Origin of the sequence: Pseudonocardia adelaidensis, from assembly GCF_039543345.1 — a bacterium.
Classification (GTDB): Bacteria; Actinomycetota; Actinomycetes; order Mycobacteriales; family Pseudonocardiaceae; genus Pseudonocardia; species Pseudonocardia adelaidensis.
Map to the genome: position 1 here is coordinate 19,654 of NZ_BAABJO010000050.1, position 22,308 is coordinate 41,961.

25 protein-coding genes are annotated in these 22,308 nt (G+C 72.7%); 15 read left to right on the forward strand and 10 right to left on the reverse strand.

What is annotated here, in order from left to right; translation table 11 throughout:
* Nucleotides 1-9: 9 nt before the first annotated feature.
* Complete coding sequence (locus tag ABEA81_RS39635) at nt 10-798, reverse strand: hypothetical protein (protein ID WP_345612794.1); 789 nt, start codon at nt 796-798, stop codon at nt 10-12.
* A 181-nt stretch (nt 799-979) separates the two neighbouring features.
* On the opposite strand from ABEA81_RS39635, the gene ABEA81_RS39640 reads away from it, so the two are divergent.
* The 9 genes from ABEA81_RS39640 (at nt 980) to ABEA81_RS39680 (ending at nt 7,543) form a co-directional block, all read left to right on the forward strand.
* The gene (locus ABEA81_RS39640) at nt 980-1,780 is read left to right on the forward strand and encodes a hypothetical protein (protein ID WP_345612796.1); all 801 of its coding nucleotides are present in this window, start codon (nt 980-982) and stop codon (nt 1,778-1,780) included.
* Nucleotides 1,781-1,792: 12 nt separating this feature from the next.
* Nucleotides 1,793-3,706, forward strand: coding sequence for a fumarate reductase/succinate dehydrogenase flavoprotein subunit (locus ABEA81_RS39645; protein WP_345612798.1), 1,914 nt, complete (start codon nt 1,793-1,795; stop codon nt 3,704-3,706).
* Nucleotides 3,703-4,458 (forward strand): succinate dehydrogenase/fumarate reductase iron-sulfur subunit, encoded by a 756-nt coding sequence (locus tag ABEA81_RS39650; RefSeq protein WP_345612800.1) that lies wholly within the window; start codon nt 3,703-3,705, stop codon nt 4,456-4,458. The genes ABEA81_RS39645 and ABEA81_RS39650 overlap by 4 nt, the downstream gene beginning before the upstream one ends.
* Nucleotides 4,459-4,874: 416 nt before the next feature.
* A complete protein-coding gene (locus tag ABEA81_RS39655; RefSeq protein WP_345612802.1) occupies nt 4,875-5,438 on the forward strand; it encodes a hypothetical protein in 564 nt (187 codons plus the stop codon).
* Nucleotides 5,439-5,441: 3 nt separating this feature from the next.
* Entirely contained in the window at nt 5,442-5,924 is a 483-nt protein-coding gene (locus ABEA81_RS39660) for a hypothetical protein (protein WP_345612804.1), read from the forward strand.
* Nucleotides 5,921-6,496 (forward strand): hypothetical protein, encoded by a 576-nt coding sequence (locus tag ABEA81_RS39665; protein ID WP_345612806.1) that lies wholly within the window; start codon nt 5,921-5,923, stop codon nt 6,494-6,496. The genes ABEA81_RS39660 and ABEA81_RS39665 overlap by 4 nt, the downstream gene beginning before the upstream one ends.
* A gap of 4 nt (nt 6,497-6,500) precedes the next feature.
* The gene (locus ABEA81_RS39670; RefSeq protein ID WP_345612808.1) at nt 6,501-6,659 is read left to right on the forward strand and encodes a hypothetical protein; all 159 of its coding nucleotides are present in this window, start codon (nt 6,501-6,503) and stop codon (nt 6,657-6,659) included.
* Between the two features lie 51 nt (nt 6,660-6,710).
* Nucleotides 6,711-7,226, forward strand: coding sequence for a hypothetical protein (locus ABEA81_RS39675; RefSeq protein ID WP_345612809.1), 516 nt, complete (start codon nt 6,711-6,713; stop codon nt 7,224-7,226).
* Nucleotides 7,223-7,543 (forward strand): hypothetical protein, encoded by a 321-nt coding sequence (locus tag ABEA81_RS39680; RefSeq protein WP_345612810.1) that lies wholly within the window; start codon nt 7,223-7,225, stop codon nt 7,541-7,543. The genes ABEA81_RS39675 and ABEA81_RS39680 overlap by 4 nt, the downstream gene beginning before the upstream one ends.
* A gap of 19 nt (nt 7,544-7,562) precedes the next feature.
* On the opposite strand, the gene ABEA81_RS39685 is transcribed toward ABEA81_RS39680, so the two are convergent.
* The gene (locus ABEA81_RS39685) at nt 7,563-7,829 is read right to left on the reverse strand and encodes a hypothetical protein (RefSeq protein WP_345612812.1); all 267 of its coding nucleotides are present in this window, start codon (nt 7,827-7,829) and stop codon (nt 7,563-7,565) included.
* Nucleotides 7,830-7,891: 62 nt separating this feature from the next.
* Between ABEA81_RS39685 and ABEA81_RS39690 the strand changes: the two genes are divergently transcribed.
* A complete protein-coding gene (locus ABEA81_RS39690) occupies nt 7,892-9,862 on the forward strand; it encodes a S9 family peptidase (RefSeq protein ID WP_345612814.1) in 1,971 nt (656 codons plus the stop codon).
* Between the two features lie 59 nt (nt 9,863-9,921).
* Here the strand turns inward: ABEA81_RS39690 and ABEA81_RS39695 are convergent, their stop codons facing one another.
* From ABEA81_RS39695 to ABEA81_RS39715, 5 genes are all read right to left on the reverse strand, one after another.
* Nucleotides 9,922-10,344, reverse strand: coding sequence for a hypothetical protein (locus tag ABEA81_RS39695; RefSeq protein WP_345612816.1), 423 nt, complete (start codon nt 10,342-10,344; stop codon nt 9,922-9,924).
* Nucleotides 10,345-10,509: 165 nt separating this feature from the next.
* Nucleotides 10,510-11,376: an amino acid ABC transporter permease gene (locus tag ABEA81_RS39700; RefSeq protein WP_345612818.1), complete on the reverse strand. Its 867-nt coding sequence runs from the start codon at nt 11,374-11,376 to the stop codon at nt 10,510-10,512.
* Entirely contained in the window at nt 11,373-12,020 is a 648-nt protein-coding gene (locus ABEA81_RS39705) for an amino acid ABC transporter permease (RefSeq protein ID WP_345612819.1), read from the reverse strand. The genes ABEA81_RS39700 and ABEA81_RS39705 overlap by 4 nt, the downstream gene beginning before the upstream one ends.
* A 71-nt stretch (nt 12,021-12,091) precedes the next feature.
* Nucleotides 12,092-13,003 (reverse strand): glutamate ABC transporter substrate-binding protein, encoded by a 912-nt coding sequence (locus tag ABEA81_RS39710; RefSeq protein ID WP_345612821.1) that lies wholly within the window; start codon nt 13,001-13,003, stop codon nt 12,092-12,094.
* Between the two features lie 32 nt (nt 13,004-13,035).
* Complete coding sequence (locus ABEA81_RS39715; RefSeq protein ID WP_345612838.1) at nt 13,036-13,764, reverse strand: amino acid ABC transporter ATP-binding protein; 729 nt, start codon at nt 13,762-13,764, stop codon at nt 13,036-13,038.
* A gap of 133 nt (nt 13,765-13,897) precedes the next feature.
* Between ABEA81_RS39715 and ABEA81_RS39720 the strand changes: the two genes are divergently transcribed.
* Nucleotides 13,898-14,584 carry a response regulator transcription factor gene (locus ABEA81_RS39720; RefSeq protein ID WP_345612823.1) on the forward strand — a complete coding sequence of 229 codons (687 nt, stop codon included), beginning with the start codon at nt 13,898-13,900 and terminating at the stop codon, nt 14,582-14,584.
* Between the two features lie 2 nt (nt 14,585-14,586).
* A complete protein-coding gene (locus ABEA81_RS39725) occupies nt 14,587-16,029 on the forward strand; it encodes a sensor histidine kinase (RefSeq protein ID WP_345612825.1) in 1,443 nt (480 codons plus the stop codon).
* A 69-nt stretch (nt 16,030-16,098) separates the two neighbouring features.
* Here ABEA81_RS39725 and ABEA81_RS39730 read toward each other — a convergent pair whose 3' ends face one another.
* Nucleotides 16,099-16,983, reverse strand: coding sequence for a hypothetical protein (locus ABEA81_RS39730; RefSeq protein ID WP_345612827.1), 885 nt, complete (start codon nt 16,981-16,983; stop codon nt 16,099-16,101).
* A gap of 83 nt (nt 16,984-17,066) precedes the next feature.
* Here ABEA81_RS39730 and ABEA81_RS39735 point away from each other — a divergent pair, with 83 nt between their 5' ends.
* Nucleotides 17,067-17,765, forward strand: coding sequence for a TetR/AcrR family transcriptional regulator (locus ABEA81_RS39735; RefSeq protein WP_345612829.1), 699 nt, complete (start codon nt 17,067-17,069; stop codon nt 17,763-17,765).
* Between the two features lies 1 nt (nt 17,766).
* Here ABEA81_RS39735 and ABEA81_RS39740 read toward each other — a convergent pair whose 3' ends face one another.
* Nucleotides 17,767-18,729 carry a TAXI family TRAP transporter solute-binding subunit gene (locus ABEA81_RS39740; RefSeq protein WP_345612831.1) on the reverse strand — a complete coding sequence of 321 codons (963 nt, stop codon included), beginning with the start codon at nt 18,727-18,729 and terminating at the stop codon, nt 17,767-17,769.
* 141 nt (nt 18,730-18,870) lie between these two features.
* Between ABEA81_RS39740 and miaB the strand changes: the two genes are divergently transcribed.
* Both miaB and ABEA81_RS39750 read left to right on the forward strand, forming a co-directional pair.
* Nucleotides 18,871-20,343: a tRNA (N6-isopentenyl adenosine(37)-C2)-methylthiotransferase MiaB gene (gene miaB, locus ABEA81_RS39745; protein ID WP_345612833.1), complete on the forward strand. Its 1,473-nt coding sequence runs from the start codon at nt 18,871-18,873 to the stop codon at nt 20,341-20,343.
* Nucleotides 20,340-20,822, forward strand: coding sequence for an Rv2732c family membrane protein (locus ABEA81_RS39750; protein ID WP_345612835.1), 483 nt, complete (start codon nt 20,340-20,342; stop codon nt 20,820-20,822). The genes miaB and ABEA81_RS39750 overlap by 4 nt, the downstream gene beginning before the upstream one ends.
* A gap of 103 nt (nt 20,823-20,925) precedes the next feature.
* Here ABEA81_RS39750 and ABEA81_RS39755 read toward each other — a convergent pair whose 3' ends face one another.
* On the reverse strand, nt 20,926-22,284 hold the full coding sequence (locus ABEA81_RS39755) for a DUF349 domain-containing protein (RefSeq protein WP_345612840.1): 1,359 nt from the start codon (nt 22,282-22,284) through the stop codon (nt 20,926-20,928).
* Nucleotides 22,285-22,308 lie beyond the last annotated feature (24 nt).

The window sequence follows — 22,308 nt, forward strand, 5'->3', positions numbered from 1 at the left end:
CGACCGGTGTCATTCCGCGGGGTCGGCCCAGTACGTCCGCAGCGCCTCCAGGTCGGCGCGGTCGTTCCCGGTGGGCCGGGTCAGCGCGATGTCGCCGGTGCAGCCCGATGAGTCCTGGTCGAAGTACAGCCGGGGCACGCCCGCGCGGTCGACGAAGCGCACGCGGATGCCTTCCCCGCGGTCCTTCTCGAGCGGCGGGACACCGGCGCGCGTCTCCGGACGGCCCGCGACGTAGCGCCAGCGCACCGACCGGACGGTGCCGGCCCGGGCGTCCCGCCCGGCGACGATGCCGCGGCGGTGGTCGCGCATCGCCTCCGGCGAGACCATCCGGGAGAAGACGGCGGAGCGCCCGCCGCCGAGGTCGCAGGCGACGGTCTCGGTGACGTCGGCGCCCGGGTCCCGCTGATCGCACGACGCCGCGGGCCCGGTCAGGAACGGCTCGGCGAGTGTGCGCAGAGCCGGATCGCGGAACACGCTGCGCGGGTCGGCGGGTGGAGCGGGCGCCTCCGCCGTGGGTGCGGCGGTCGGAGCCGCCTCCGTGGGGACGGCGGGCGGGGCGGCCGGGGGCGTCGCCAGCTCCGGAGGCGCCGCGACCCGGGCGGGCGGCGGACCGCCCGGACCGGCCCCGCCCGTCAGCGAGAGCGTGCCGACGACCGCGGCGACGATCGTTGCGGCGACGAGGAGCGCGGCGAGCAGCACGAGCATCGCGGGTGGCCGGGAGCCTCCCGGCGCCAGCGCACGCCGCGTGGCGGCCATCACGTCGCCGCCCACGCCGCGCTCATGCGCTCCGCGGCCCACGGCGGCACTCTAATGTCTCAGGGCCCTTCCTGCGTGAATCGCGTCACGATGGGAACGCACAGTGACAGCCCGATACGCCGTGCACGGCGGGTCGGTCGTAGGCTCCGGCGAGATCCAGACGTCCCGACGCCGCGGCCTGGAGCGGGCGGCGTCGTACCGCACAGAACTAAGGAACCCTGACGTGTCATCCACCACAGACGCGTCCGCCGGCCGGGCGCAGATCACGGCACGGACGCTTCGCACGGACCGGTGGTGGTTGCCACCGCTGGCCAACTTCGCCGGGCTCACGGCCTGGGTCGTCTACGCGACGGTGCGCGCGTTCCTGCAGGACGACTACTTCGTGCCCGAGTACAACTACCTCACGCCGTTCTACTCACCGTGCGTGTCGTACGGGTGCGACCCGCACGCATCGCACTTCGGGCAGTTCCTCCCCGACGTCTGGTGGCTGCCCTACGCGGCGCTCTCGCTGCCGTTCCTGCTGCTGTTCCGGCTCACCTGCTACTACTACCGCAAGGCCTACTACCGCTCGTTCTGGCTCTCGCCGCCGGCCTGCGCGGTGGCCGAACCCCACCAGCGCTACACGGGGGAGACCCGGTTCCCACTGCTCGGGCAGAACCTGCACCGCTACTTCTTCTACATCGCGGCGATCATCTCACTGATCAACACCTACGACGCGCTCCACGCGTTCGTCCGCAGCGACGGCTCGTTCGGCTTCGGCCTGGGCAATGTGATCCTGCTGGTCAACGTCGTGCTCCTGTGGGCGTACACGATCTCGTGCCACTCCTGCCGCAGCATCATCGGCGGCAGGCTGAACCACTTCTCCAAGCACCCGCTGCGCTACCGCATGTGGGTGTTCGTCTCGAAGCTCAACGCCCGGCACATGCAGCTGGCCTGGACCACGCTCGGGACGCTGGCGTTGACCGACTTCTACATCATGGCCGTGGCGGCGGGCTGGATCCCCGACCTGCGGATCATCAACTGAGGGTGGTGGCAGATGACTGAAGAGATCGAGCGCTACGAGTTCGACGTCGTCGTCATCGGCGCGGGGGGTGCGGGCCTGCGCGCCGCGATCGAGGCGCGCCTGCAGGGCAAGCGCACGGCCATCATCTCGAAGTCGCTCTTCGGCAAGGCGCACACGGTGATGGCCGAGGGCGGTTGCGCGGCGTCGATGGGGAACGTCAACCCCAACGACAACTGGATGGTCCACTACCGCGACACGATGCGGGGCGGGAAGTTCCTCAACAACTGGCGGATGGCCGAGCTGCACGCCAAGGAGGCCCCGGACCGCGTCTGGGAGCTCGAGACCTACGGCGCGCTCTTCGACCGCACCAAGGACGGCAAGATCAGCCAGCGCAACTTCGGCGGGCACACCTACCCGCGGCTGGCGCACGTCGGTGACCGCACGGGTCTGGAGATGATCCGGACGCTGCAGCAGAAGGTGGTGTCGCTGCAGCAGGAGGACCACGCGGAGACCGGCGACTACGAGGCCAACATCCGGGTCTTCCACGAGACCACGATCACCGAGATCTTCAAGGACGACGGCAAGATCGCCGGCTGCTTCGGCTACTACCGCAGCACCGGCAAGTTCGTCCGGTTCGACGCGCCGGCGATCGTGCTGGCCACCGGCGGTGTCGGCAAGAGCTACCAGGTGACGTCGAACTCCTGGGAGTACACCGGCGACGGCCACGCGCTCGCCCTCCGGGCGGGCGCCACTCTGATCAACATGGAGTTCCTCCAGTTCCACCCGACGGGCATGGTCTGGCCGCCGTCGGTGAAGGGGATCCTGGTCACGGAGTCGGTGCGCGGCGACGGCGGTGTGCTGCGCAACTCCGAGGGCGAACGGTTCATGTTCAACTACGTCCCGGACGTGTTCCGGGAGCAGTACGCCGAGACCGAGGAGGAGGGCGACCGCTGGTACACCGACGCCGACAACAACCGGCGACCGCCCGAGCTGCTGCCGCGTGACGAGGTCGCCCGCGCGATCAACGCGGAGGTCAAGGCAGGGCGGGGCAGCCCGCACGGCGGAGTGTTCCTCGACATCGCCTCGCGGCTGTCGCCCGAGGAGATCCAGAAGCGGCTGCCGTCGATGTACCACCAGTTCAAGGAGCTGGCCGACGTCGACATCACCAAGGAGCCGATGGAGGTCGGCCCCACCTGCCACTACGTGATGGGTGGAGTCGAGGTCGACCCGGACACGGCGATGTCGAAGGTGCCGGGCCTGTTCGCGGCCGGCGAGGTCGCGGGCGGCATGCACGGCTCCAACCGGCTCGGCGGCAACTCGCTGTCGGACCTGCTGGTGTTCGGCCGCCGGGCCGGGCTCGGAGCGGCGGAGTACGTCGATGCGCTCGCCGGGGTGCGCCCCGCCGTGCGGATCGACGACGTGACGAAGGCGCAGGACCGCGCGCTGCTGCCGTTCTCCAGCGCCACCGAGGGCGGGGAGAACCCGTTCGTCGTGCAGCTGGAGCTGCAGAAGACGATGAACGACCTCGTCGGCATCATCCGCAAGTCCGAGGAGATGGAGCAGGCGCTCAAGGCGCTCCAGGAGATCGCGACGAAGGCGCGGACGGTCACCGTCGAGGGCGGGCGCGCGTTCAACCCGGGCTGGCACCTGGCCCTGGACCTGCGCAACATGCTGCTGGTCTCGCTGTGCGTCGCCAAGGCGGCGCTGGAGCGGCAGGAGAGCCGCGGCGGGCACACCCGCGACGACTTCCCCGTCATGGACTCCGACTGGCGGCACCAGCTGCTCGTGCTGTCCGCGAACGGCGAGGACGACGTGCACCTGGTGCGCCAGGAGCAGGTGCCGATGCGGCCCGAGCTGCTGGACCTGTTCGAGCTGGACGAGCTGAAGAAGTACTACACGGGCGAGGAGCTGGGCGGTCACCGCGCCGGGGCAGGGGAGAAGGCATGAGCTACGAGGCGCACTTCCGCGTGTGGCGGGGCGACGACGAGAAGGGCGAGCTCGTCGACTACCCGGTGGATGTCAACGAGGGCGAGGTCGTCCTCGACATCATCCACCGGCTCCAGCAGACCCAGGCCCAGGACCTCGCCGTCCGCTGGAACTGCAAGGCAGGCAAGTGCGGCTCGTGCAGCGCGGAGATCAACGGCCGGCCCCGGCTGATGTGCATGACCCGGATGTCGACGTTCGACGAGGACGAGGTCATCACGGTCACCCCGCTGCGGACCTTCCCGGTGATCCGGGACCTCGTCACCGACGTGTCGTTCAACTACACGAAGGCCCGGGAGATCCCCAGCTTCGCGCCGCCGCCGGACCTGGCGCCGGGCGAGTACCGGATGCAGCAGGTCGACGTCGAGCGGAGCCAGGAGTTCCGCAAGTGCATCGAGTGCTACCTGTGCCAGAACACCTGCCACGTGGTGCGCGACCACGAGGAGAACAAGGAGAACTTCGCCGGCCCGCGCTACCTGATGCGCGTGGCGGAGCTCGACATGCACCCCCTCGACGTCGCCGACCGCAAGGAGGCGGCGCAGGAGGAGCACGGACTCGGCTACTGCAACATCACCAAGTGCTGCACCGAGGTCTGCCCCGAGCACATCAAGATCACTGACAACGCCCTCATCCCGCTCAAGGAGCGGGTGGTGGACCGCAAGTACGACCCGGTGGTCTGGCTGGGCAAGAAGATCTTCAAGCGGGCGGGGGCCTGAGCAACCCGAGAGGGCCGCGGAGCCGCCGGTCTCGGCAGAGACCGGCGGCTCTCTCACACTGACGGCCCGTCGCCGTCACCCTGAGCCCTCGAACATCACCCGGATGGCGACGCTGCGTATCGTCTTGATCGCGTCACGTCACTGATCCGTGCTCGTTGTCCCGGACGGCGCCGAACCGGCGCGGAGGACGGGAGGCACGAGGATGACGGCCGCGACGGCACCTGGGGCGGCGCCCCCCGCAGGGACACCGTTCCGGATGACGCGGATCGCGCCCTCGGGAGCCAGGGTCGACCTCGCCGTTCCGGCGGAGTTCGGCCCGTTGCGCTGGTACGCCAGCAGCAAGAACTGCCGGGCCGCGGACGGCCCGGCAGTTCTTCCTGGCTCCGCGGGGCGAGCACCGCGCGATCCCGGCGCACGTGCTGCCCGGGGCGCGCGAGCGGCGGGTGGCACTGCGCGGTGCGGACGCCCTGCTGTTCGAGGCCGCCGACCGCTCCGACGCCGCGCTGGTGCTCGTCGGGCCCTACCACGAGGCCACCACCTGGTTCGGTGGTCCCGCCCCGGCCGACGCCGGCCTCGCCGCACTCCTGGAGACGTTCCGGTTCACCGATGACCCGGCGGGCGCCACCCTCGTCCCGGCGTCCGACCTGCTGCTGCGGCCGGCGGGAGTGTCGCTGATCGGACGCGGCGACCGCGCCACGCTCGTGGCGCGCCGGGCCGTCGACGCGCTGCCGATGCTCCCGGACTGGGCGGGGCTGCGGCTGCCGGCCGGCGAGCTGTGGCGCGCGGACCGCCCCCTGGACGACGCGGCCTCGGCGCTGGTCAGCGGCACCGTCCACCAGTGGCGCTACCTGCTCGCGGGGGAGAGCGCCGCCATGGACCTGGTCCTGCACGGCCCGGAGTCCGGGCGTCCACCGCTCCCGCTGACCGACGACCAGGTGCTCACCGCGCTCGCCGCTCTCGACGCCACGTGGGTGGGCTGAGACATGACGGTGCAGATGGCTGTGGCGCTCGTGGCGTTGCTCGTCGCGCTGTTCACGCTCGTGGCCCTCGTCGCCGTGTACGCGAGGGTGCGCGGGTTGGAGGCCTCCCGCGAGATCGGCCTCTCGGGGTACGGGGCGGTCGTCGGCCGGCCGGCGCCGCCCTCGGTTCGTCCCGGTCCCGACAGGCGGTCCGGTCTCGTCGCGGTGCTGGACGCCGACTGCGCGCTCTGCCACGCCGTGTGGGACGCGCTCACGGCGGTCCCGGACAGCGGGGTGCGCATCGTCGCGCTCGTCGACCGGCCCGACGCGTTCACCCCGCACCCCGGGGCGGAGCGGCTCGCCGACCCGGCCGCGCGCGCCGAGCTGTTCGAGGGGTACGCGCCCACCGTGCTGCAGCTCGACGCCACGGGCGTGATCGTGCAGCGCACGTTCGTCGACGCCGACACCGACCTCCCCGCCCTGTTCCACACCGGGAGCCGGGCATGAGCGAGCTCGGCGGATCATCGGCACAGCCCCGCCTCGACGACATCCCACGGACGTCCGCCCCGGCTCCCGGCGCGCGCCCGAGTGCGGTGGTGGGGCGGCTGCGGTCGATCCGGCCGTCCCGCCGCGCGGTCCTGAGGGGCCTGGTGATCGGCGCCGCGGCGGCGGCGCTCGTGCCGCTCGACTGGTACCTCGACCGCCGGACGGCGGCGGCGGTGCCTGCGTCCGCGAGCCGGGCCGAGCACACCAGCTGCGCACCCGCTTCCTACGCCGAGAAGGCCAACAACTGGCCGTTCGAGGGACCGGCCGTGTGCTACGGCGGGTGGCGACGCGGCAGCTACCCCTGCGCGAACGGGTACCACCGCGAAGGCTTCTACGAGATCGACGGCGAGGAGATGGACAGCACCCGGCTCAGCACGGAGTGCGAGGGGAAGAACGCGTGGCGGTGGAAGGGCTACCGTTGTTCCGACGCGATCACCGACGTCGTGTTCGCCAGCGGCGACACCTATACCGGGATCACGATCGCCGCCTGCCGGCTGCCCGAGGGCGCCGGGGTCCCGGTCCTGGGCGGGTGAGTGCGTGACGATCCGCTGGCTGCTGCACCCGGTCACCGCGCCCCTCGCACTGGTCGTGGCAGGGCTGGTCGTGGCGGCACCGGTCGCGGGGACGGCGGGTGGGGTGGCGCTCCTGCTGGTGGCCGGCGCCGCCGCCGGGTTGGCCAACTCCGGGAGCACCTGAAGCCACAACTCGGCGTTCCTGCTGAGCGCGTCGGTCTGGCGCGACGAGCCCGTGGTCCGCTTCTTCGGTGCCGGCCTGTTGCTGGGCGCCGAGCTCGTGGCGTTCGTGGCGGGCGCGGTCGGGGCGCTGCCCCAGGCGCTGCTGCCCCCTGCCGCCCGGTACGCGTTGTTCGCGCTGGTCACCGTGCCCGCGTTGCTCCGTGAGATCGGACTCGTGCGGTTCCGCGTCCCGCAGAACGCGCGCCTCGTGCCGGAGGACGTGCAGTACCTGCGCCGATGGGGAGCGCTGCAGTTCGGGTTCGAGATGGGCACGGGGATGCGCACCTACTCGCCGTCCGCGCTGCCGCACCTCGTGCTCGCGGCGGTACTGCTCGTCGTCCCGCTCCCGGCCGCGTTCGCCCTCGCCGCCGGGTTCGCGCTCGGCAGGCTCGCGATGCCGCTGCTGTCGAACGCGTGGAGCGACGACGGGTCGTGGACGGCCGTGTGGGCGCGCGCGGAGCGCGTCGTCCGGCCGATGCTCGCCCTGGTCTGCGTCGGTTCGCTCGCGGTTGCGATGCTCGCCCGGTGATCCGTGCTGTCGTGGTCGTCGCCGATGTGGCCTGCCCGAGCTGCTCGCAGATCGCGCGGGAGCTTCCGGACCTGCTCCGGGTGCCCGTCACGGTGCGCTCCTGCCGCGACCCCCGGCTGGCCGGGCAGCACCCCACCCTGCCCACCACCGTTCTGGCCTGCCGGACACCGGCCCTCGGCACCATCCGCCGGGACGGATCCGTCCGCTGGTGGCCCGGGCTGTCCGGGGCGATCGGGGTGCTACCGGTCGTGCGGCCACGTGCGCTGCGCGAGGCGCTGGGGGTGCTGTGGACGGCGTGGCGGGCGCGCCGCCGCTGATCGCCGTGGGCGCGGGCCGTCAGCCGAGCGACCGGCGCAGCTCCTCCAGCTTCGCCTTCGCCGCGGCCGCCCGCTCGGCCTCCTGCTCCTCCACGCTCCGACCGGCGGCGGTGCCCTCGGCCAGCTCGGTGGCCCCCAGCGAGGTGGCGTAGCGGCCCTCGATCTTGTCGCGCACGTACTCCAGGCTCGGTACGCCGCGCTCGTCGTAGTCGGGAGCGGGCGGGGCGGGTGGGGCGGGCTCCGGCACGATCTCGGCCTCGACCGGCTCCTGCGACGGCTCGGTCACGGCGCTTCCTCTCGCTCGGAATCCCTTGCGGCCCACGCTACGCCGACGGATAACGTGGCGGCGTGACGATCTCCGAGCGGCCCTACGGATCGTGGCCCACCCCCATCACGTCCGAGCTGGTCACGGCCGCGGCGGTGCGGCTGGGAGAGGTGCGGGTCGACGGCACCGACGTGGTGTGGGCCGAGGGCAGGCCCGCAGAGGGCGGCCGCATCCAGCTGGTGCGGCGCACCCCCGATGGCGCCACCGCCGACCTGTTGCCGGACGGGCGCAACGCGCGCACGGCGGTGCACGAGTACGGCGGCGCGGCCTGGTGGGTGCGCGAGGGCGTCGTCTGGTTCACCGACTGGGCCGACCAGCGGCTGTACCGGTTGGCCCCCGGCGGGGAGCCCGAGGCGCTCACGCCGGAGCCCGCGAGCCCGCGAGCGGACCGCTACGCCGACGGGGACGTCGCACCCGACGGGGCCACGATCGTCTGCGTGCGCGAGCGCCACGCCGGGCCGACGGCGGCGGACGTGCACAACGAGGTCGTCCGGCTGGCGGCGCACTCCGCGTCCGAGCCGGAGGTGCTCGTGAGCGGCCCGGACTTCGTGGCCGCGCCCCGGCTGAGCCCCGACGGCACCACCCTGGCGTGGCTGCAGTGGGACCACCCGTCGATGCCGTGGGACGACACGCAGCTCGTCGTGCGCGACCTGGAGTCCGGCGAGGAGACGGTGGTGGCGGGCGGGCCGGGGGAGTCGGTGCTGGAACCCCGGTTCGAGCCGGACGGGTCGCTGCTCTTCCTGTCCGACCGCACGGACTGGTGGAACCTCTACCGCTGGACCCCGGGCGCCGACATCGTGCCGGTCGTGCGCCTCGACGCCGAGATCGGCGAGCCGGCCTGGGTGTTCGGCTCGGCCCGCTACGTGCGGCTGGACGACGGCCGGATCGTGTTCGCGCGGTGGCGCCACGGCCGGGACGGGCTCGCCGTCCGGCAGACCGACGGCACCCTCGTCGACCTGGAGCTGCCGTTCTCGGCCATCGCGGTCGTGCGGGCGGCCGGCCCGGACGCGGTGGTCGTGGTGGCGGGCAGCCCCACCGCCGAGGTCGGGGTGCACCGGGTCGGCCTTGCCGTCGACGGGGCCACCTCCGGGGTCGAGACCCTGCGTCCGCCGCGGGACCTCGGCCTGGAGCCGGCGCAGATCTCGGTGCCCGAGCACATCACGTTCGACTCGGTGGACGGCTCCGGCGAGCCGCGGCGGGCGCACGCGCAGTTCTACCCGCCGGTGTCGGCCGAATCGTGCGGCCCCGATGGCGAGCTCCCGCCGCTGCTGGTGCAGATCCACGGTGGGCCCACCGGGGCCGCCACGCCGGTGCTGAGCACCGGCGTGCAGTACTGGACGAGCCGTGGCTTCGCCGTCGTCGACGTGAACTACGGCGGCTCCACCGGGTACGGCCGCGCCTACCGGCAGGAGCTGGTGGGGGAGTGGGGCGTCATCGACGTGGCCGACTGCCTCGCGGCCGCCCGGCGGCTCGCGGAGCAGGGGCGCGTCGACGGCGAGCGGCTGTGCATCCGGGGCGGCTCCGCGGGCGGGTTCACCACGCTCGCGGCCCTCGCCCGGGACGACACCCCGTTCGCGGCGGGTGCCGACCACTTCGGGGTCGCCGACCTGGAGGCACTCGCCGCCGAGACCCACAAGTTCGAGAGCCGCTACCTCGACCGCCTGGTCGGCCCGTACCCGAAGGCCCGCGACGTCTACGTCGAGCGCTCGCCGATCCACCACGTGGAGCGCTTCACGCGGCCCCTGATCGTGCTGCAGGGGGCGGAGGACGAGGTCGTGCCGCCCAACCAGAGCGAGATGATCGTCGAGGCGCTGCGCGCCCGCGGCACCCCGGTGGCGTACCTGCTGTTCGACGGCGAGCAGCACGGGTTCCGGCGGGCGGAGAACATCCGCCGGGCCCTGGACTCGGAGCTCTCGTTCTACGCCCAGGTGCTGGGGTTCGAGCTGCCGCCCGCGGAGGGCATCGAGCCGGTCGTCGTCGAGAACCTGGGGTAGGACCCGCCCAGCGGGATGGTCTGCCGACATCGCCGGGCGGCCCCACGAGTCATCGAAGGTCAGTAGTCGACCTTGAGATCGATGAATCTGTCACCGGCGTTCTTGTCGACGTACACCGTGTGTGGCCCTGCTTCGAAATCGCACGTGAAGGTGCGCGGCGGCTCGGACGGGAGTACCGAACCCTCGCACGTGAAGAGGTCGAAAGACCAGTTGTGCGGGTCGTCCCTGTTGTGTCCGCGGGAGGAGACCACATCGATCGTGATGCGAGCGGTCCCCGGCGCGGAGGCGACGAAATCCGCTGTGCAGGGCGCGGCGTTGCCGAACATGTCGTAGTACTCCGGCGACATCTCGTGCTTCTCGCCGCAGCTCTTTCCGGTGACGGTGTCGGCGTACGCCGTGCCGGGCGCGCCGATCGCCAGGCACGCGCCCACGCCGAGCATGGCTGCGACTGCGCCGATGGACCGTCGAAGGACCGTGGTCATACTCTCCCCCGAAGTATTCCCGGTTGCCGACCGCCTGGATGTCGGGCCTGGCGAGAGTAACACCGGAAAATTGGGGAAGGGGCGCCTTTGATTCAGCCTTGACGTTCGATGACCGGTAGAAACAGCTGGGCATTCACCATTGCTAACGCACTCGTCCGCCGGTTCCTACTCGCCGGTCAGGCTGGGCAGCGGTTCGCGGTCGGCGGCGGCACCCATCGGCGCCGCGCGCTTGGACCGCCGGGTGCGTTTCTCCAGCGTGTTCGCCAGCCACGACAACAGCAGGCACATGGCGATGTAGATGATCGCGACGACGATCGCGACCGGGATGATCGGGAAGTCGAACTGCGGCTGCGAGCCCAGGGTCCGGGTCGCGAACAGCAGCTCCGGGTAGCCGATGAGGAACCCGAGCGCCGAGTCCTTGAGGACCACGACCAGCTGGCTGATGATCGTGGGCAGCATCGCCCGCAGGGCCTGCGGGAGCAGGACGTTCGTCATCACCTGGGTCTTGCGCATACCCAGCGCGTAGGCCGCCTCGCTCTGCCCGCGGGGCAGCGAGAGCACGCCCGCGCGGAACACCTCCGCGAGCACCGAGCCGTTGTAGAGGGTCAGCCCGATGACGACCGCCCACAGGGTCGAGATGTTGATCCCGGCAGGGGGAAGCCCGAAGTAGATGAAGAAGATCATCACCAGGACGGGGATCGCCCGGAAGAACTCCACGACCACCGTGGCGGGATTGCGCAGCCAGGCGTGGTCGGACAGCCGCGCCGCCGCGAAGAGCGCGCCCACCACCAGCGAGAGGACCGCCGCCAGCGCGAAGGCCGTGAGCGTCGCGACCAGGGCGTCCAGCAGGAGGTACTGGATCGCCACGTAGGTGATGAAGTTCCACTTGTCCGCGTCGAACTGCCCAGTGACGGCCAGCCGGTACAGCACGAAGGCGACGACGGCGATGACCACCGTCACGCCGAGGACGCTGAGGGTTCGGTTGCGCGCGCGGGCCCTCGGTCCCGGGATGTCGTAGAGGACGGCGGTCATCGCGTCACGCTCCACCGGTTCTCGAGGCTGCGCTGCAGCAGCGTCAGCGGAACGACGAGGATCACGAAGCCCAGCGCGACCCAGAGGCCGCCGACCAGCACGCTGTAGCCGCGCTCGGACAGGCTCGGGAAGATCGAGCCCGCCTCGACGACCGAGAAACCGGCCGCGATCGTGGTGTTCTTGAGCAGGGCGATCTCGACGCTGACGAGCGGCGGTACCACCGCGCGCACGGCTTGGGGCATGATCACCTGGGAGAGCGTCAGGGCGAACGTGAAGCCGAGGGCGCGAGACGCCTCGGCCTGCCCCACGGGCACGGTGTTCACGCCGGAGCGCAGCACCTCGCAGACGAACGCCGAGGTGTAGACGATGAGCCCGGCGCAGGCGAGCGCGAAGAACGGCAGCTGGATGATCCCGAGCCGGTTCCAGGCGAACGCGAAGAAGAACAGCACCAGGGTGAGCGGGGTGTTCCGCACGACGTTGACGTAGCCCGTGCCGACGGCACGCAGGAACGGGACGGGGCTGACCCGCATCGCGGCGAGTATCCCGCCGCCGATCAGCGAGCCGATCCCGGCCACGACGAACAGCTCGATCGTGCCGAGGAAACCCACGCCGAACAGGTCGAGGTTCTGCAGCAGGACATCCATGGGGCCTCCCTCCCTCAGCGCGCAGCCTCACGCTCCGGTGGCCCGGACGGGCCACCGGAGCGTGGACCAGCTCAGTACCGTTCGACCGCGGGCGGCGAGGCCGGCGAGCCGGAGAGGCCGAGCGTGGCGTCGTAGATCTTCTGCCACGTCCCGTCGCTCTCGGCCTGCTCCAGGATGTCGTTGATCTTGTTGCGCAGCGCGGTGTCGGCCAGCGCGACGCCGATGCCGTACGGCTCCTTCGAGAAGGTCTGGCCGACGACCTTGAGCTCGTCGGGGCGCTGGGCGGCGTAGCCCTTGAGGATCGCGTCGTCCGTCGTGACGGCGTCCACCTGGCCCTGCACGAGCTGGTCGACGCACTGCGTGTAGGTCTGGAACTCGACGATGTTCTGGGTGAGCCCCTGCTCGCGCACGCGCTGGATCGGCGTGGACCCGGTGACCGAGCAGACGGTCTTGCCCTGCAGCGCCTGTGGACCGGTGATCGACGTGTCGTCGGCGCGCACGAGCAGGTCCTGGCCGGCCACGAAGTACGGTCCCGCGAAGCCGACGCGCTGCTTGCGGTTGTCGTTGATCGTGTACGTGCCGACGTAGTAGTCGACGTCGCCGCGCGACAGCGCGTCCTCACGGGCGGCGGACTGCACCACCACGTAGTCGATCTTGTCGGGGGAGAACCCCAGCTTCGCGGCGATGAGGCGGCCGATCTCGACGTCGAAGCCGCTGTAGGTGTTGGTGGTCGGGTCGACCTGCCCCAGGCCCGGCTGGTCGTTCTTGACGCCCATCTGGATGCGGCCGCGCTGCTGCATCTTCTGGAACGTCGGCGAGTCGGGCAGCGAGACGTTCTGGGCGACCTCGTAGCTCAGCGCGGGGGCCGCGGTGCCGCCGCCCGGCGTGCCGGCGGGAGAGGCGGGCGGGGCGCCCTCCCGCCCGCAGGCGGTGAGTGCCAGCGCGCTGACCACCAGGCCCACCGCGAGGGTGCGCAACTTCATGGGAACTCCGTCTCCAGTCGATCGGGGAAGAATCAGTGCGTCAGGATCTTGCCGAGGAAGTCCTTGGCGCGCTCGGATGTCGGGTTCGAGAAGAACGTGTCGGGCGGCGCGTCCTCGACGATCTCGCCGTCGGACATGAAGACGACGCGGTTGGCGGCGCGCCGCGCGAAGCCCATCTCGTGGGTGACCACGAGCATGGTCATCCCCTCCTTGGCCAGCGTGGTCATCACGTCGAGGACCTCCTGGACCATCTCGGGGTCCAGGGCCGACGTGGGCTCGTCGAACAGCATGACCTTCGGCTTCATGGCGAGCGCGCGGGCGATCGCCGCCCGCTGCTGCTGGCCGCCGGAGAGCTGGGCCGGGTACTTGTCGCGCTGGTTGGCGATCCCGACGCGCTCCAGCAGGGCCATGCCGTCCTTCTCTGCGGTGGCCTTGTCGGTCCTGCGGACCTTCAGCGGGGCGAGCGTGACGTTCTCGAGGATCGTCTTGTGCGCGAAGAGGTTGAAGCTCTGGAACACCATTCCGACGTCGGCGCGCAGCGCGGCGAGGGCCTTGCCCTCCGCGGGCAGCGCCTGCCCGTCGATCTCGATGGTGCCGCTGTCGATCGGCTCGAGGCGGTTGATCGTGCGGCAGAGCGTGGACTTGCCGGACCCCGACGGGCCGAGCACCACGACGACCTGGCCGGTCGCGACCTCCAGGTTGATGTCGCGCAGGACGTGCAGCTCGCCGAAGTGCTTGTCGACGGACGCCATCCGGATCATGGGAGTGTCGGTCATGCAGGGCCTCCGGGCATGGCGGGACGCTAGGGCGCGGCGATGTGTCCAGTCCAGCACCTTGAGCAACCCATAGGGTTGCGCTCCTATAACGCTCTTGGACTGGGGGAGGGTGGGAGTGGTGCACATCCTGCTGGTCGAGGACGACGACCGGGTGGCCGCCGCGTTGCGTCCAGCCCTGCACCGCCACGGGATGACCACCACCCGGCTCGCCACGGGGCGGGCCGCTCCGGACCACCTGGGAGGTGTCGACGTCGTGCTGCTCGACCTCGGCCTGCCCGACATCGACGGGGTCGACGTGTGCCGGGCGATCCGGGAGCGCAGCGACGTGCCGGTGATCGTCGTGTCGGCGCGGGGTGAGGTGGACGACCGCATCCTCGGCCTGCACTCCGGTGCCGACGACTACCTCGTGAAGCCCTACGACATCGGGGAGCTCGTGGCCCGCGTGCACGCGGTGTACCGGCGCCGCAGGCTCGCGACCCCGACCGGGCCCGAGGACGTGGTCGAGATCGGCGCCGTGCGGGTGGACCTGCACACGCACGAGGTGACCGTCGCGGGCCGCCCGGTCAGCCTGACCCGCAAGGAGTTCCAGGTGCTCGCGCTCCTCGCGACCGCGGGAGGTGCGGTGTGCACCCGCAGCCGGATCGTCGCCGAGGTGTGGGGCCGGTCGTGGGCGGGCGCCAACCGCACGCTCGACGTGCACGTCGCCACGCTGCGGACCAAGCTCGGCAACCCGGAGTACGTGCAGACGGTCCGCGGCGTGGGGTACCGCCTCGGCGGCCTGGCCGCCGCCGCGGACCAGGAGTAGCGATGGCCGCACGCCTGCTGGTGATCGTGCTGTTCCTCGTGGGGCTGCTCGCCGCCGGGCTCGGCGTGCCGCTGGCGCTGTCCTACGCCCAGGCCCGCCAGCTCGCGATGTTCACCGACCGCCTCACGGACACGATCTTCTACGCCTCGGTCGCCGAGCGGCCCATCAGGCAGGCCGACACGACTGGGCTCGCGGACGAGCTCGAACGCTACGACGAGGTCTACGGGGTCGCCGTCCTCGTGCTCGACGAGGACGGTGCGCTGCTGGCGGCCTCGCGGCAGCCCCCGCCTGCCCTCGACGCGGACGCGCGGGAACGGGTGGAGCTCGCCCTCGCCAACCGCCGCTCCGAGGTCTACCCGCTGCTCCTGCCGTGGGACGAGCGCCCGCTCGTGCTCGCCGAACCGGTGCTGGTGGACACCGAGGTGCGCGGCGTGGCCGTCACGATCTCGCCGACCGACACGCTGCGCGCCGAGGAGCTGCGGGTGTGGTCGCTCGTGGTCGCGGCCGGCCTGGCCGCGCTGGCGCTGGGCGTGGTCGTCGCGCTGCCCATCGTCCGCTGGATCCTGCGCCCGGTCCGGCGCCTCGACGAGGGCACCGACCGGGTCGCCGCCGCCGTGCTGGCCGGGGCCGATCCGGAACCGGTGGCCGACGGGTCGGGGCCCCCGGAGCTGCGGCGTCTGTCGGTCTCGTTCGACCGGATGGCCGAGACCGTGGCGCACGCCTACGGCGCCCAGCGCGCGTTCGTCGCGGATGCGAGCCACCAGCTGCGCAACCCGCTCACGGCGCTGTGCCTGCGCCTGTCCAACCTCGACGGGCACGTCGACTCCGCGGCCGCCGAGGACCACGCGGCCGCGCTCGAGGAGGCCGAGCGCCTGTCCATGCTGCTCGACGGGCTGCTGGCGCTCGCGAGGGCCGAGCGCACCACGCCCCCCGTCGTCGCGGACGTCGACGCCGGCGTGGAGGACCGCCTCGACGCGTGGCGCCCGCTCGCCGAGCACATGGACCTCCGGCTGGTGCGCCGTGGCGCGACCGGCCTGCAGGTGCTGGCACCGGAGGGGGCGATCGAGACCGTGCTCGACGCCGTGCTGGACAACGCGGTCAAGTTCGCGCCTCCGGGCAGCGAGGTCACCGTGCGCACCGCCTCCGTCGACGGGCGGGTGGAGATCGCGGTGCGCGACACCGGGCCCGGGATGGCCCCCGAGGAGCTCGAGCGCGCCACCGGGCGGTTCTGGCGCAGCCCGGGCCAGAGCAACACCGAGGGCTCCGGTCTCGGGCTCGCCATCGCCTCCCGCACGCTCGAGGTGGCCGGGGGCGAGCTGGTGCTCGAGCTGCCGTCGGGTGGCGGGTTGCAGGTGGTGGCGCGGTTCCCCCGACCTGCCGAGGAGGCCGACGGCGAGGACCCCGAGTTGCAGCAAGGCGGCCTTGCTGCAGCTGGGCCGCAGTGAGGCCGCCTTGCTGCAACCGGCGGTCGGGGGGTACCGCGCACCCGGGCCAGCTGGTGATCCACCATCGCCTCAGGCGGTGGCGGGGACGGGTAGGCGGCGCAGCACACCGGCGAGCGCCCCGCCGGTGCCCAGCAGCAGCGCGCCGAGGGCGGCGAGCGTGACGGCGTCGGGCGCGAGCAACGGCTGCCCGCGCAGCGCCTGCCAGGTGACCAGCACGACGAACCCGGCGTAAGCGGCGGCCGCGACCTGCACGATGCGGACGCGCGCGGTCTCGTCGAGGCGGTCCCGGCCCACCGCGGCCAGCCCGGCCGCGAGCAGCGGGAGCACCTGCAGGGCGTGCATGCCGACGAAGTGGCCGATCCGCAGGTCGCCGGCGGTGGTGCTCCAGCCGACGAGGGGGATGCCGGGTCCGCCGTCCGGCACGCCCACGGCGTGGCCGCCGTTCGCGACGAGGAGGAACCCGACGGACATGCCGACCAGCCCGACGAGCAGCGCGAGCCGCACCGCCGAGGCCGTCACGCGGTCGCCGCCGCGCTCGCGCAGGAACCGCAGCGCGATCGCGACGGTCGCCAGGTACACCAGGACGATCGTCGCTCCCATGATCGCGAAGAGCGCGACGTCGAATGGGCTGTCTTCGTTGAAGTGGCTCCGCACGCCGCGGGCCGCCTGCCCCACGATGATCAGCTGCTCGAGAACGAGCGCAACGGCGATGAACCAGCCCGTGCGCCGCATGCTCCGTCCCGGCAGCCGGGAGAGCATCCACGCCAGTGCCGCGCTGTACAGCATGATCGAGAGCGAGAACTTCAGCGGCTTGAACCACAGCGGGGCGCCGAGCAGCTCGCGCTCGTCGACCACGGCGAGAACCGCCGTCACGACGGAGCTGGCCGCCATCGCGACCGCCAACCCGTAGAGGCCGGGATGTCCGCGCCGGGCGTCCGTGAGAACCGGGTCCATCACCGCTCCTGCCTGACAGTGTTAGTCTCTGTGAGCGATGTCAGTATCGGCACGCTGCCTAACAGTGTCAAGGAGAACTGTCGGTGCCAGTCGAAGGTTCGGTGCGGGAGCGGCGGCGGGCCGAGACCGTGCAGGAGATCAAGGCCGCCGCGCTGGTGCAGCTGGCCGAGGGCGGTCCAGGCGGCCTGTCGCTGCGCGCCGTCGCGCGGGCGGTCGGGATGACGGTGCAGTCGCTCTACCACTACTTCGACAGCCGCGACGAGCTGCTCACCGCGTTGGTGATCGACGGGCACCGGGCGCTGGCGGCCGCGGTCGCCGAGGCCGCTGACGCCAGCCGCGGCCGCCCGCAGGCCGAGCGGCTCTTCGCGGCCTCCAACGCCTACCGCCGCTGGGCCCTGGCCAACCGCCCGGCGTTCCTGCTGCTCTACGGCACCCCGGTGCCTGGGTACGAGCCGCCCTCGCGGGAGGAGGTGACCGGCGCGGCGGCGAGCCTGGCCGAGCCGTTCCTCGACGTGGTGTTCGACGGGTGGAGCGCAGAGCAGCTCGCCGGCGTGCCCCTGCAGCCGGGAGCCGAGCGGCTCGCCGGGGCCGATGCGACCCGGGTGCCGTTGCCGCCCGGCGCGCTGGCCCTGTTCTACGAGCTGCGCGCCCAGATGCACGGGCTCGTGATGCTCGAGCTGGTCGGCCACCTGGCCCCGGTGAACGACCACGGCGAGGACCTGTTCCGCGGCATGATCAGCCGCGCGGCCGCCGAGCTGGCGGCGCTGCGCGCGCAGCTGTAGGTCACGGGTCCTTCTCGTCCCGGAAGAACCGCTCGGCGCCCGGGTGCAGCGGCACCGGATGCGTCCCGATGGCGGCCCGCAGGTCGATCGTGAGCGCCGCCGGGCTCACGGCAGCCAGCTGCTCCTGGGCGGCGAACAGGCCGGCGACCAGCGCGTTCGCCACCTCGTCCGGCATCTCCGCCCGCACGATCAGGAAGTTGCGCACGAGCAGCGTGGTGATCGGGTCGGGGATGCCGTAGCTCTGCGCGGGCACGGTGCCCGCGGCGTACTCCGGGTACGCGGCCCGCACCGGCGTGATCAGGTCGTCGAGGTTGAGCAGGCGGATCGGCATCGCCTCCGCGAGCGTCGTGACACCCCGCGTGGGCAGGCCCCCCGACCAGAAGAACGCGTCGATCTCGCCCCGCGCCACGGCGTCGACCGAGTCGTTGATCCCGAGCCGCACCGCCTGGAAATCGGTGGCGGGGGAGAGCCCGGCCACGGCCAGCAGCCGTTCGGCGATGACCTGCACCCCGGAGTCGGGCGCGCCGACCGACACGCGGGCGCCGCGCAGGTCGGCGAGCGTCGTGGCGGGCGACGAGGCGGGCACGACGACGTGCACGACGTCGTCGTAGATGCGGGCGAGGGCCCGCAGCGCCCGCGGGTCGTCCGCGGCCACGCTGGGGAGCTGGTCGGCCGCGGTGTCGACCTGGCTGAACACCACGTCGGCCGCGCGGGCGGCGAGCCGGTCCAGGTTGTCCACCGACCCCGCCGTGGACAGCACAGCCGGGCGGGCGTCGAGCTCCAGGCGGGCCTGCCACGCGTCGGCGAGCGCGTTGCCGAGGTTGTAGTAGACGCCCTGCGTGCCGCCGGTCGCGAGGGTGAGCCGGACGCCCGTGAACCGCGACGAACAGCCCGCCGCTGCGAGCAGTCCGAGTGCGGCGGCGCCGGACAGCAGGCCCCGCAGGACCGTGCGGCGCTCCACCATGCGCGCATCCTGCCGTGCCCGGCCGGTGCGGTCGACCGGGCGGTCACGGCCTACGCTGAACGGGCGCGGCCGAGCTCGCGAGGCCGCCATCAAGCGCAGCACCCTGGGGCGCGGCCCTGACGAGCGCAGCGAGGAGGGGGCGTGACCCGCAGCTACACCATCCGCACCTACGGGTGTCAGATGAACGTGCACGACTCCGAGCGGATGGCCGGGCTGCTCGAGGCAGCGGGCTACGAGCGATCCGGTTCCGAGGACGCCGACGTCGTCGTGTTCAACACCTGTGCGGTCCGCGAGAACGCCGACAACCGGCTCTACGGCAACCTCGGGCACCTGCGGCCGGTCAAGGCCGAGCGGCCCGGCATGCAGATCGCCGTGGGGGGCTGCCTCGCGCAGAAGGACCGCGACGCGATCGTGCGGAAGGCCCCGTGGGTGGACGTCGTGTTCGGCACCCACAACGTGCACGCGCTGCCGGTGCTGCTGGAGCGGGCCCGGCACAACCAGGCCGCCCAGGTGGAGATCGCCGAGTCCCTCGAGGTCTTCCCCTCCACGCTGCCCGCGCGCCGCGAGTCGGCCTACGCGGGCTGGGTGTCGGTCTCCGTGGGGTGCAACAACACCTGCACCTTCTGCATCGTCCCGTCGCTGCGCGGCAAGGAGCGCGACCGCAGGCCCGGCGACGTGCTCGCCGAGGTGCAGGCGTTGGCCGCCGACGGCGTGCTCGAGGTGACGCTGCTCGGGCAGAACGTCAACTCCTACGGCGTCGAGTTCGGCGACCGCGGCGCGTTCGCGAAGCTGCTGCGGGCCTGCGGCGACGTCGACGGGCTCGAACGGGTGCGGTTCACCTCGCCGCATCCGCGCGACTTCACCTCCGACGTGATCGCCGCGATGGCCGAGACGCCGAACGTCTGCCCCCAGCTGCACATGCCGCTGCAGTCCGGCTCCGACGACGTCCTGCGCCGGATGCGCCGCTCGTACCGCTCAGAACGGTTCCTCGGGATCCTCGACGAGGTGCGCGCGTCGCTGCCCGACGCGGCGATCTCCACCGACATCATCGTCGGGTTCCCCGGCGAGACGGAGGAGGACTTCCGGGCCACGCTCGACGTGGTCGAGAAGGCCCGGTTCGCGCAGGCGTTCACGTTCCAGTACTCGCCGCGCCCCGGCACCCCGGCCGCGACGCTGCCCGACCAGGTGCCCAAGGCCGTCGTCCAGGAACGCTACGAGCGGCTCGTCGCGCTGCAGGAGGAGATCTCCTGGCAGCAGAACCGCGCACTGGAGGGCCGGGTCGTCGAGGTGCTCGTGTCGACGGGGGAGGGCCGCAAGGACGGCGCCACCCGCCGGATGAGCGGCCGCGCCCGCGACGGGCGGCTCGTGCACTTCGCCCCCGGCGACCTGCCCATCCGGCCCGGCGACGTGGTGGAGGTGGCGGTCGGGTACGGCGCGCCGCACCACCTGGTGGCCGACGGCCCGGTCCGGTCCCACCGGCGCACGCGGGCGGGCGACGTCCACGAGTCCGGCACCCGTCCCGGTGGTGCCGCCACCGGTCTCGGTCTGCCCGGCTTCGGCGCGCCCCCTGCCCCGCCCGCGGCGGCCACGCCCGCCTGCGGAGCGCACGCGTGAGCGACGAAGGAGACGAACGCAAGGTGCCCGAGGAGCTCGCCGCGCTCGACGCCGAGCTGCGCCGCGCGCAGCGGCGCGCGGAACACCGCATCGACCCCGGCCCGTCGGCCCTCGTGGTCTCGGTGGCGATGCTCGTGCTGATCGGCTCGTTGATGCTGCCGTGGACCGGCGCGGTGCGCGGCTGGGAGGTGCTCGCAGGTCTCGCCGCGCTGGGCCTGCTCCCGCCGCTCTTCGCCGGAACGTCGCTGGTGTTCGGCCTGGTCTGCTCCGCGCTCGCCCTCGCCGTGCGCTGGTTCGGCCTGGCCTGGCTCGCCGCGGTCGGTTGCGGGTTCTCCGTGGTGACGGGGGTGTGGGCGATCTGGTCGCGGCAGGTCGCGGTGCCCGGTGGCGGCACCGGGGCGGGGTTCGGCCTCGTGCTGGCGGTGCTCGCCGTGCTGGTGCTCGCGGCCACCTGGGTGCGGATCGCAACGCGCCGCTGAGGCCCGGCCCGCGTCCGCTCGCACACCAACAGCGGCGCCGGCACAGCAACTGCAGTTCGTGTGCGGGCGCGCGTGTCGGTGTGCGAGCCGGCGGTGCCCCCGCTCAGCGGTGCTGGACCGCCTGCTCCGCCGTCGCCAGCCACTCCCGCCACTGGTCGGCCTGGCTCATGGCCTGCTCGGCGCGGCGGGTGTCGCCCGCCGCCCGCGCCTTCTCGGCCTGGGCCTCGAACTGGGCCACCCGCTCGCGGAACTGCGCCACGCGCGCCTCGGCCTCCGGGTCGGTGCGGCGCCACTGCCGGTCGGCCGCCTCGCGGACCTTCTCCTCGATCGCGCGGAGGCGGGCCTCGAGCGTGCGGATCTCGTCGCGGGGGACCTTGCCGATCTCCTCCCAGCGCTCCTGGATCGAACGCAGCGCCGCCCGCGCGGCCGCCGGGTCGGAGGTGTCGATCTTCTCGGCCTCCACGAGCAGCGCCTTCTTGGCGTCCGCGTTGGCCGCGAACTCGGCGTCGCGCTCCGCGAACGTGTCGGACCGGCGCGCGAAGAAGGCGTCCTGAGCGGTGCGGAACCGCTGCCACAGCGCGTCGTCGGCCTCCTTCTGCGCGCGCCCGGCCGCCTTCCACTCGGCCATCAGATCGCGGAACCGCGCGGCGGTGGGCCCCCAGTCGTCGGAGTCGGCGAGCTTCTCCGCCTCCAGCGCCAGCTCCTCCTTGCGGGCCTTGGCCGCCGCGCGCTGGCGATCGAGGTCGGCGAAGTGGGAGCCGCGGCGCCGGTTGAACGACTCGCGCGCCTTCGAGAACCGCTTCCACAGCAGCTCGTCGGTCTTGCGGTCGATGCCGCGGATGGTGCGCCACTCGTCGAGGATCGACTTGAACCGGTCGCCCGCCTGCTTCCACTGCGTGGCCTCCGCAGCGAGCGTCTCGGCCTCGGCGGCGAGGGCCTCCTTGCGGGCGATCGCGGCGCTGCGCTGCGCGTCACGGGCCGACCGGGCGGCGCCGACGGCGGCCTCCGCCTCGGCTACGAGCTCGTCGAGGCGGGCGCGCAGGCCCACCAGGTCGCCGACGACGGTGGCCTCGTCCAGCCCGTCCCGGATGCTCTTCGCGCTGCTCAACGTGTGCTTCGGGTCGCCGCCGCCCGCCGCGAGCCGGGTGGCGAGCAGCTCGACCTCGGTGAGCATGTCGTCGAAGCGGCGGGCGAAGTGGGCGAGCCCCTCCTCGGGCTCACCCGCCTGCCAGGACCCGACGACGCGCTCGCCGTCGGCCGTGCGCACGTAGATGGTGCCTTCGGCGTCCACTCGGCCCCAGCGGCCCGGATCCGAGCTCGCCTGCGCGACGGTGGCGTGCCCCGCCGCCTCGGCGGCAGGCGGCGGCGGTACGGGTTCGGGACGTGCCGCCGCCGGCGGTGCCGGACGAGGGGGCGGCGCCGGGCGGGGCGGTGCCGGCCGCGCGGACGGCGGCGCCGGCACCGGGCGCGGGCCGGGCGGCGCGGG

What these genes read in the sequence shown, in the direction of transcription:
- ABEA81_RS39645 (WP_345612798.1), top strand. Translation starts at nt 1,793, where the DNA reads ATGACTGAAGAGATCGAGCGCTACGAGTTCGACGTCGTCGTCATCGGC.
- ABEA81_RS39650 (WP_345612800.1), top strand. Translation starts at nt 3,703, where the DNA reads ATGAGCTACGAGGCGCACTTCCGCGTGTGGCGGGGCGACGACGAGAAG.
- ABEA81_RS39660 (WP_345612804.1), top strand. Translation starts at nt 5,442, where the DNA reads ATGACGGTGCAGATGGCTGTGGCGCTCGTGGCGTTGCTCGTCGCGCTG.
- ABEA81_RS39665 (WP_345612806.1), top strand. Translation starts at nt 5,921, where the DNA reads ATGAGCGAGCTCGGCGGATCATCGGCACAGCCCCGCCTCGACGACATC.
- ABEA81_RS39695 (WP_345612816.1), bottom strand. Translation starts at nt 10,344, where the DNA reads ATGACCACGGTCCTTCGACGGTCCATCGGCGCAGTCGCAGCCATGCTC.
- ABEA81_RS39700 (WP_345612818.1), bottom strand. Translation starts at nt 11,376, where the DNA reads ATGACCGCCGTCCTCTACGACATCCCGGGACCGAGGGCCCGCGCGCGC.
- ABEA81_RS39705 (WP_345612819.1), bottom strand. Translation starts at nt 12,020, where the DNA reads ATGGATGTCCTGCTGCAGAACCTCGACCTGTTCGGCGTGGGTTTCCTC.
- ABEA81_RS39710 (WP_345612821.1), bottom strand. Translation starts at nt 13,003, where the DNA reads ATGAAGTTGCGCACCCTCGCGGTGGGCCTGGTGGTCAGCGCGCTGGCA.
- ABEA81_RS39715 (WP_345612838.1), bottom strand. Translation starts at nt 13,764, where the DNA reads ATGATCCGGATGGCGTCCGTCGACAAGCACTTCGGCGAGCTGCACGTC.
- ABEA81_RS39725 (WP_345612825.1), top strand. Translation starts at nt 14,587, where the DNA reads ATGGCCGCACGCCTGCTGGTGATCGTGCTGTTCCTCGTGGGGCTGCTC.
- ABEA81_RS39730 (WP_345612827.1), bottom strand. Translation starts at nt 16,983, where the DNA reads ATGGACCCGGTTCTCACGGACGCCCGGCGCGGACATCCCGGCCTCTAC.
- ABEA81_RS39740 (WP_345612831.1), bottom strand. Translation starts at nt 18,729, where the DNA reads ATGGTGGAGCGCCGCACGGTCCTGCGGGGCCTGCTGTCCGGCGCCGCC.